At 51.4% G+C, this 2,736-nt stretch carries 4 protein-coding genes; all 4 read left to right on the top strand.

The features are described 5' to 3' along the window. Positions 1-12 precede the first annotated feature (12 nt). Positions 13-678 (top strand): signal peptidase I, encoded by a 666-nt coding sequence (gene lepB / locus ABYV26_RS24195; protein ID WP_372683913.1) that lies wholly within the window; start codon positions 13-15, stop codon positions 676-678. A 29-nt stretch (positions 679-707) separates the two neighbouring features. Further along, complete coding sequence (locus ABYV26_RS24190) at positions 708-1,127, top strand: nucleotidyltransferase substrate binding protein (RefSeq protein WP_372683911.1); 420 nt, start codon at positions 708-710, stop codon at positions 1,125-1,127. A 5-nt stretch (positions 1,128-1,132) separates the two neighbouring features. After that, the gene (locus ABYV26_RS24185; RefSeq protein WP_372683912.1) at positions 1,133-1,429 is read left to right on the top strand and encodes a nucleotidyltransferase domain-containing protein; all 297 of its coding nucleotides are present in this window, start codon (positions 1,133-1,135) and stop codon (positions 1,427-1,429) included. 38 nt (positions 1,430-1,467) lie between these two features. After that, the coding region (locus ABYV26_RS24180; RefSeq protein ID WP_372683910.1) for a sigma-54-dependent transcriptional regulator at positions 1,468-2,736 on the top strand (1,269 nt) is incomplete at its 3' end.

Raw genomic sequence — 2,736 nt, 5'->3', positions numbered from 1 at the left:
CCAACGGTTGCATTGATTACAAGAAAGGTTTCCACCATTTTGAAAAAGCATGAAGAAGCCGACGCCGCACCAAAGAAAAAAGGCGCCCTGCGTGAAAATATCGAAGCCATCGTTTTCGCCGTCATCCTGGCGCTGTTCATCCGCACCTTTGTGGTTCAGGCGTTTAAGATTCCTTCCGGATCGATGAAGGACACGCTGTTGATCGGCGACCATATCCTGGTCAACAAGTTCATCTATGGCGTCAAAGCACCCTTTTTAAATAAAACGATCATTCCCATCAATGACCCGCAGCGGGGTGACATCATCGTCTTTGAGTTTCCCGAGGATCCCAGTAAAGATTTCATCAAGCGGGTCGTCGGTCTGCCCAGGGACATCATCGAAATCCGCAACAAGAAACTGTTCGTCAACGGTACCCCTGTCAAGAACAGCCACGGCATCTATAACGATCCCAAGATATATGCTGCCCGGACGCAACCCAGAGACAACTTGGGGCCAATTACCGTGCCGGATGGCAAGCTCTTCGTGATGGGCGACAATCGCGATTTTTCATACGACAGCCGTTTCTGGGGATTCGTCGACATGGTGGCGGTGAAGGGAAAGGCATTTATCATCTACTGGTCGTGGGACAAGGAGGACTTTGGCGTTCGCTGGAGCAGATTGGGGCACCTGCTGGAATGATAAAGAATAGGGGATTGATGGATTCTTAAATGTTGAAACATCAAGACATCCGTTGGGAACAGCGCCTGGCCAACTATACCATGGCGTTGGCCCAATTGACCAAAGCGGTGGACTTGGCCGGCCAGCGTCCTTTGTCTGATCTCGAAAAGCAAGGGCTAATTCAGGTTTTTGAGTTTACGCATGAGCTTGCCTGGAATGTCATGAAGGACTACTTTGCATTCCAGGGGGATCCATCGATCACCGGTTCGCGTGATGCGTTTCGTGAATCCTTTAATAAAGGGCTCATTACGGATGGTCAAGGGTGGATGGAGATGATCAAGAGCCGCAACCAGAGTTCACATACCTACAACCAGAAAGTGGCTGAAGCGATTGTCGACAAGGTTGTTAGCGTGTATCATGCCCTGTTCCACGATTTTTTGCTCCAGATGCAGGATCTTAAGTCGTCGTGAACGGCATGGGGCTTCCTGGGCATGCTGTGGAAAAGATTCGCGGCATATTTCGTGATTATTCGGAAATTCAACGGGTTTTTCTTTATGGATCCCGAGCCCTGGGAACCTACCGCCCAGGTTCGGATATCGATCTTTGCATCGAAGCGGAATCGCTCGGGCTGACCGAGTTATTTTCTATCGAAAACAGGATGGATGACTTGCTCCTTCCCTGGAAGCTGGATTTATCGCTACTGCACCAAATAGACAATCCAGCGTTGCTGGATCACATTCAAAGGGTTGGCGTTATCTTCTATACGCGTTGACCAATTATGGATGGGCACTAAACACTCGGAGCTATTTGATGGGTAAAAACCAATACCGCGTCCTCGTTGTCGATGATGAACTAAGCATGCGTGAACTCCTTGAATACATGCTCGAAAAGCAGGGGTATGGCGTCCTCGTCGCGGCCACCGGCAAAGAGGCGATCGCCAAAATCGAAAAACATCCATACGATCTGCTGCTGTGTGATATCCGGCTGGGCGACATGACGGGACTGGAGGTCCTCAAGGCATCCAAAAAGAAAAACCCGCATGTGACGGTGATCATGATTTCCGCTTTTGCCACCACCGAAACGGCGGTAGAGGCAATGAACCAGGGCGCGTTTGACTACGTTCCCAAACCATTTGAAAATGAAGAACTGCTTCAAACGATTGCCAATGCATTGGAACGCAAGACCCTGGAGATCGATAAACAGGCCATTGAAGACGAGTTGAAGGAGAGCGTTCATTTCGGCAAAATCGTCGGCAACAGCCCGCGCATGCAGCATATTTACGAAATGATCCGGCAGGTGGCCAAGACGCGCACCAGTGTCCTGATAACCGGTGAGAGCGGCACCGGCAAAGAACTGATCGCCAAAGCCATCCACGAGCAAAGCGACCGGGCGGACGAACCCTTCGTGACCATCAACTGCGGCGGCATCCCGGAAAACCTGCTTGAAAGTGAATTCTTCGGCCACCGCAAAGGGTCGTTTACCGGCGCCAGTGCTGACAAGCAGGGGTTGATGGAAATTGCCCATAAAGGAACGCTCTTTCTGGATGAGGTCGCCGAATTGAGCCTGCCCATGCAGGTGAAGCTGCTCAGGGCCGTTCAAGAGCGCGTGTTCAGGCCGGTCGGCGGCACCAAGGATATTGCGGTGGACATCCGCATCATCTCCGCCACCAATAAAAAACTGGAAGACGAGGTGATCGAAGGCAATTTCCGCGAAGACCTGTTCTATCGCCTGAATGTGATCGAAATCAAAATTCCGCCGTTGAGAGAACGAAAGGGCGATCTGCTGCCCCTGGCGCAGCATTTTCTGGAAAAGTATTCAAAGGAACTGGGCAAGCAGGTCACCAAATTTTCATCCTATGCCATCGACCTGTTGAAGAAATACGATTTTCCCGGCAACATCCGTGAACTGGAAAACCTGATCGAACGAAGCGTGGCCCTGTCCAATACCAACATCCTGCTGCCGGACAGCCTGGCCATGTCCATCCACAAGAAGAGATGGATCGAGGGGGTGCGCAACCGTCGGTTCGATGTGGATGAGGTCTCCAGGGGCGTGGCGCTGGACAGCATCCTCGAAGAAATT

Source organism: Desulfosarcina sp., assembly GCF_041551955.1.
Classification (GTDB): Bacteria; Desulfobacterota; Desulfobacteria; order Desulfobacterales; family Desulfosarcinaceae; genus Desulfosarcina.
The sequence above is the reverse complement of the archived record's forward strand: the minus strand, read 5'-3'. Positions and strand labels throughout refer to the sequence as shown.